The 6,000-nt window shown below is 72.3% G+C and carries 6 protein-coding genes; 1 reads left to right on the top strand and 5 read right to left on the bottom strand.

All coding sequences use genetic code 11. The features are described 5' to 3' along the window. Nucleotides 1-112 precede the first annotated feature (112 nt). The 5 genes from AB0K82_RS41245 to AB0K82_RS41225 all read right to left on the bottom strand — a co-directional run bounded on the left by AB0K82_RS41245 (nt 113) and on the right by AB0K82_RS41225 (nt 4,965). Nucleotides 113-772, bottom strand: coding sequence for an HAD family hydrolase (locus AB0K82_RS41245; RefSeq protein WP_364408192.1), 660 nt, complete (start codon nt 770-772; stop codon nt 113-115). Between the two features lie 21 nt (nt 773-793). Next, complete coding sequence (locus AB0K82_RS41240) at nt 794-1,882, bottom strand: hypothetical protein (protein ID WP_364408190.1); 1,089 nt, start codon at nt 1,880-1,882, stop codon at nt 794-796. 233 nt (nt 1,883-2,115) lie between these two features. Further along, complete coding sequence (locus AB0K82_RS41235) at nt 2,116-2,616, bottom strand: DUF1360 domain-containing protein (protein ID WP_364408195.1); 501 nt, start codon at nt 2,614-2,616, stop codon at nt 2,116-2,118. A 108-nt stretch (nt 2,617-2,724) separates the two neighbouring features. Beyond that, the gene (locus AB0K82_RS41230; RefSeq protein ID WP_364408188.1) at nt 2,725-4,080 is read right to left on the bottom strand and encodes a VWA domain-containing protein; all 1,356 of its coding nucleotides are present in this window, start codon (nt 4,078-4,080) and stop codon (nt 2,725-2,727) included. 15 nt (nt 4,081-4,095) lie between these two features. Further along, a complete protein-coding gene (locus AB0K82_RS41225; protein WP_364408185.1) occupies nt 4,096-4,965 on the bottom strand; it encodes a MoxR family ATPase in 870 nt (289 codons plus the stop codon). 142 nt (nt 4,966-5,107) lie between these two features. Between AB0K82_RS41225 and AB0K82_RS41220 the strand changes: the two genes are divergently transcribed. Then, entirely contained in the window at nt 5,108-5,974 is an 867-nt protein-coding gene (locus AB0K82_RS41220; protein ID WP_364408182.1) for a patatin-like phospholipase family protein, read from the top strand. The last annotated feature ends 26 nt before the right edge of the window (nt 5,975-6,000 follow it).

Below are 6,000 nucleotides of genomic sequence, written 5' to 3'. Positions count from 1 at the left end.
GAGCAACGACCGCTACTCCACGGCTTCACCTCCCGCGCCGGACGCGCGAAGGTGATCGGTGTCACTCTCGCCCGGGCACCTTGGGGGGCGACGCCGCCCCGGGCGGGCCGGGTCACTCGGCGAGCGGGCTGTCGCCGAACTCCCGCAGCAGGTGCGCCGTTCCGTCGTAGACGGCGACCGCGCCGGCCTCCCGGAGCTCGTCCGCTCCGATGCCTCCGGACAGCACCGCGACGCACGGCAGGCCGGCGCGCTCGCACGCCTTGACGTCCCAGACCGTGTCACCGACGAAGATCGCCTGGTCGGCCTGGACGCCGGCGCGGTCCAGGGCGACCTCCACGATGTCGGGGGCCGGCTTGCTCTGCTCCGCGTCGGCAGAGGAGGTCACGGCGCTGATCGCGTCGTCGGCGTCGAGGGCGGCCAGCAGCGCCTTCATCTCGTCCCCGTCCGCGGAACTGGCCAGAACGACCTTCCGGCCGCGCGCGGCACAGGCGCGCAGCAGGTCGGCCGCGCCCTCGAAGGCGCGCAGCCGTTCCCAGAACAGGCGGTAGAGAGTCTTGTGCCCGGCGCGGATGTCCTCGTCGCCGTCGCGATCACGATCCTCGGGCAGCAACTGGTCGAGGAGCTTGTCGGACCCCATCCCGATCGCCCGGTGCACGGCGACCATGTCGACCCCGTGGCCGTGCTGCCGGAACGCCTCCCACCACGTCACTGCGTGCAGGTAGTTGGTGTCGACGAGCGTTCCGTCGACATCGAAGATCACCGCTTCGGTCATCGATCGTGACTCCCCGGCCGTTCAGTCCACGTACCGCAGCAGCGCCCCGACCCCGGAGTCCGCGCGCAGCGACTCCGGGGGCAGCAGCTGCAGATCCCCGTCCGTGCCCGCCAGCGCCCTGATCAGCGCGGCGTCGGCGCGGTCCTCGACGGGGTCGGCGACGCCCAGCTCGCGAAGGAGGTCGGCGGAGGTCCCCACGTCGGTCGGGTGCGGGCCGGCCCACAGCGTGGCCGGCGAGTCCGGCCGGTCCTCCAGGAACAGGGTCGCGACCTGGCCCTTGCGCAGCGCGTCCGTCACGGCCTCCAGCCCGTCGACCGCCCGGCCCCCCTTGGTGAGCTGCTCGTCGAACTGGCCGAGCAGCGCCGCGAGGTGCTCCGCACGCTTGTGCTCGACGGCCTGGGCGATCTCCTCGTCCAGCGACGGGCCGACTCCGCCGGCGTCGACCAGGCGCGCCAGCACCGCTTCGGGCAGCTCCCCTTGCACGGCCTTGCGGGCGCGGACGTCGCCCGCCAGCACGACGATGTCGGCGCCGCAGTCGTCGACGGCCACGGCGATCTCATGGGCGACCTTCTTGGCGTTGATCCGCCAGACCTCCTCGGCGGCCCGCTGCTGCTTGTCCTGCCGGAACATGTCCCCGGCCTTGACCTTGCGCACCGGGAAGTCCTCTTCCGGCTTGACGGTGATGACACGGCGATGGCCGTCCCGGGACACGCAGGTCAGCTCGCCGCCGAGCCGGTCGACCGTGGCGGACATGTAGGCCATCGGCTCCCCGCGCTGGGCGAGCAGCGGCTTGACGTGGGGCAGCGGCGCGTACTTGGCCAGTTCGACGCGCGGCGCCCCGGGCAGCACCTCGTGATGGACGACCTCGCCGTCCGCGGCGAACATCGCGAGGGTGCCGGACTCCCGCCGGGTGTTCTCCTCGTCGACCAGCCGCACCATCGCCTCGATCATCGAGGCCGGGGCTCCCTGGTCGGCCAGCTCCCGCTGCCGGGCCTTGCGGCGCAGTTCAATGGCCTTCGGAGCGTCTTCCGTGATCCGCCTGATGTCCAGATAGACGGAGGCGAACGGTCCTGGGCTGTCGTACAGCGACTTGAGGAAGCTAACGTCCATGCTGGCCGCCTACCCGCCGAGGCTGTCCCAAACCCACGATTCGCCCAGCCGAAGCCGAAGGGCTCTCCGATGCCCGCGATGGCGGCGCGTATCCGAGCGGTGACCGGCCGCATCCATTCGCCGCGATCACGCCGTCGGCCACGGCCCGGCCCGCGAGCGCCCGGCGTGCCCCCACGGACGCGCCTCCGTACAGGCCCGACTCCGTGCGGGCGTGCCTCCGTGCAGGGATCGCCTCAGCCCTCCGCGGCCCGCTGCAGCCGCGCGTAGGCGAGCTGGAGCCAGTCGGCGCCCGCCACGGCCGTCATCGTGGCCCCGGCCAGCCGGGTCGCGTCCGGCGCGAAGGTCATCCCGACCGTGTACGCGGTCGCCACCCACTGCGCCATGCAGAACGGGCAGGTGATCAGCTCGCCGATCGCGTGCTTGACACCCTTGCCCCGTACCTCCTCGGCGAGTTCGGCCGGACCGGACGTCCCCTTGTACCGGGTGAAGGGTGCCCGTAGCGGGCTCGTCACCGAGTCCTTGGCGAGCGTGCGGGACACCTTGTGGGTCGTGACGGCCATCAGGGCGACGTCCCGCGCCCCCAGGCGGGGCGCCCGCCGCCCGGTCAAGCGGGCGATCACCGCGGTGGCGCCGACGGCCACGCCGTAGACGGCGAGCGTGCCGGCGTAGGACTTCAGCGGCCGCGGCTCACCCTGGCTGTACTCGCGTTCGTTCTCCTTCACGGTCTCGATCACCGAGTTCACGGAAAGCTCCTCTTGATCGCGGCGTTGTCTCGTCCGACAGGCGAAGGAGCTACCCGGAGAACCCGCCCCGAACCGCCTACCTCCCCGGCGGCCGGGACGTCACGCCAGCGACTCGACGAAGTCCGCGAGCTGGGCCAGGTTGCGGCATTCGCGCATCGGCACCACCGCCCCGTACGCCGAGGCCGCCGAGTCTCCGGTGTCCCAGTCCCGGACGGGCTCGGGGTTGAGCCAGTACGCGTGCCGGGCCCGCCCGGCCAGCCGCTCGACCGTCTCGAGGTTGAGCGATCCGTAGTTGCTCCGGGCGTCCCCGAGAATCAGCAGGGACGTCTTCGGGGTGATGGCGTCGGCGTACCGGTCCGCGAAGACGCCGAACGCGCGCCCGTAGTCGCTGTGCCCGCTGATCCAGACCAGGCGTGCCTCCCGGGTCATGCGGGTCATCGCCTCGACCACGTCCGCGCCGGGTGCGAAGAACTTCGTGATCTCATCCAGGTCGTCGATGAACGCGAACGCCCGCACCCGGGCGAACTGCTCGCGCAGCGCGTACGTCAGGAGCAGCGTGAAGTGCGCGAACGAGGAGACCGAGTCGCTGGCGTCGCACAGGACGACGAGCTCGGGCTTGTGCGGGCGCGGCGGCCGGTGGTGCGTGGTCAGGGGGACGCCGCCCGTCGACAGTGACGCGCGTACGGTCCTGCGAAAGTCCAGCCGCCCGGTCCTGCCGTGCCGCCGGCGATGGGCGAGGCGGGCGGCGAGCCGCCGGGCGAGCGGCTGGATCTCCCGCCGGATCGCGGCCAGGTCCGTGCGCGTCGCCCGCAGGAAGTCCACCTGTTCGAGCGGCTGCCGCACGGTGCCGCGCGCGACCTTCTCGGCTCCGGCGTCCTCGGCGATCCGCCGCCGCACGTCCTCGGCGACGAACCTCTCGAAACGCTCGATGCGGCGCGTGAACGTCCGGCGGGCGACCTTCTCGTCGAGGCCGCCGCGCTCGGTCAGCACGGCGGCCAGCAGCCCGGCCATCAGCGTCTCCGGGGACAGCGTCCGCAGCACCTGGTAGGAGAACCACGGGCTGCCGCCGCCTCCGCCGCCGGACCCGCGGCCGTACGCGCCGACGGCCTTACGGGCGAAGTCGCGCAGGAGGCCGTCGTCCCCCTCCAGCAGGAGGCGGCTCAGCTCGTCGCGCAGCCGCCGCACCTCGGGATCGCCGTACGCGGGGCGTTCCCGGGCCTCCTCTGGGCTGCCGGTCACCGGCGGGAACCACAGGTCGAACAGCGTGTCGAACGCCTCCCGGTGCGCCTGCCGCTTCACGAGCGTGGCCGCGTACGCCGCGCGCAGCGACTCGCGCTCGGCCAGGTCGATCGTCGCCAGGGCGTGAACGGCGTCGAGCCCTTCGGCGAGCGACACGGGCAGGCCCGCCTCCCGCAGCGCCCCGAGGAAGCCGAGATGCCGGTCCAGCAGCGCCATCAGGTCCCCCGGATCTCATCGAGAAGCGGCATCGCCGACGACGACCTCCTTGCGCGCGCGTTCCTGGTCGGAGTGGTGCTTCAGGACGACGCCCAGGGTGGCGGCGATCTCCTCCCCGTCGAGCCGGTCGAGGCCGAGCGCCAGCAGGGTGCGGGCCCAGTCGACGCTCTCGGCGATGCTCGGCGGCTTCTTCAGCTCCAGTTCGCGCAGGACCGCGACCACCTGGGCGAGCCGGGCCGCCAGGGCCTCGTCGATGCCGGGCACCCGCGCCCGTACGATGTCGCGCTCGCGTTCCGGAGACGGGTAGTCCAGGTGCAGGTAGAGGCAGCGCCGCTTGAGCGCCTCGGACAGCTCACGGGTCGCGTTGGAGGTGAGCACGACGATCGGCCGGCGCGCCGCCGTGATCGTGCCCAGCTCGGGGATGGTCACCTGGAAGTCCGACAGCACCTCCAGGAGCAGCCCCTCGACCTCGACGTCCGCCTTGTCGATCTCGTCGATCAGCAGAACCGTCGGATCGGTGCGCCGGATCGCGGTCAGCAGCGGCCGTTCCAGCAGGAACTCCTCGCTGAAGATGTCGTCGTGGGTGGCGCTCCACGACTGATCGCCGGCCGCCTGGATGCGCAGGAGCTGTTTCTTGTAGTTCCACTCGTAGAGGGCGCGGGCCTCGTCGAGGCCCTCGTAGCACTGGAGCCGTACGAGCCGCGCGTCGGTGATCGCGGCGACGGCCTTGGCCAGCTCCGTCTTGCCCACTCCGGCGGGCCCCTCCACCAGCAGCGGCTTGCCGAGGGCGGCGGCGAGGTAGACCGTCGTCGCGATCGCGTCGTCGGCCAGGTAGTCCACGGCCGCGAGACCCTCACGGACGTCGGCGGGCGAGCTGAAGGTCATCTACGCTCCAGGCCAGGAAACGAACCGAACCGCGTTCGAACCTACCCCACGCCGCCGATCGATCTAATTCCCGCCGAGCCTCGTGAGGACGATCACCAACCGACGAACGCCCACGGCCAGCCAGAACCGGCAGGATAAGGACATGACTTCACGGTTCGCATTGGTCCTCGGTGGTGGCGGCGTGGCGGGGATCGCCTGGGAGACGGGCGTGCTCGTGGGCCTGGCCGACGCGGGCGTCGACGTGCTCGGCGCCGACCTGATCGTCGGGACGTCGGCCGGATCGGCCGTCACCGCCCAGTTGGGCAGCGGCCTGCCGCTGGAGGACCTGTTCCGGCGGCAGGTCGACCCCGCGCTGCAGGCGCGGGAGATCCCCGCCGATCTGGACCTGACCGACTACGCCAGGACGATCGGGGAGATCCTGGCCGGGGCGGAGGACGTGGCGGAGATCCGTCGCCGTATCGGCACGTGGGCGGGGGAGGTTCGCACGGTCCCGGAGAAGAAGCGCCGGGAGGCCGTCGCGTCACGTCTGCCGTCGTTCGACTGGCCGGAGCGCCCGATCGCCATCGTCGCCGTCGACGCGGAGACGGGTGAACGACGGATCTTCGGCCCCGAGTCCGGCGTCGGCCTGGTGGACGCGGTGACGGCCAGTTGCGCCGTACCCGGGATCTGGCCCCCGGTCTCCATCGGAGACCGCCGGTACGTCGACGGCGGTGTCCACTCCAGCGAGAACGCCGACCTGGCTCTGGGATACGACCGCGTCCTGGTCCTGTCCCCCATGTCCGCCGGCACCCCTGCCCCGCCCTGGGGCGGCACGCTGGAGGAGAACGTCGAACAACTGCGCCGCCGAGGCTCCACCGTCACGGTCATCCACCCCGACGAGGCGTCCCTCACCGCGATGGGCCCCAACCCCCTCGACCCGTCGGTCCGGGAGGTCTCGGCCCAGGCGGGCCGCGCCCAGGGCCGCCGCGAGGCCGGCCGCACCGCCGACGGGTGGCGATCGGCCGGTTAGGGAACCGGACCGGACCGCCCGGGCGC

Origin of the sequence: Actinoallomurus sp. NPDC052274 (genome assembly GCF_040679475.1) — a bacterium.
GTDB classification, from domain to species: Bacteria; Actinomycetota; Actinomycetes; order Streptosporangiales; family Streptosporangiaceae; genus Actinoallomurus; species Actinoallomurus liliacearum.
The sequence above is the reverse complement of the archived record's forward strand: the minus strand, read 5'-3'. Positions and strand labels throughout refer to the sequence as shown.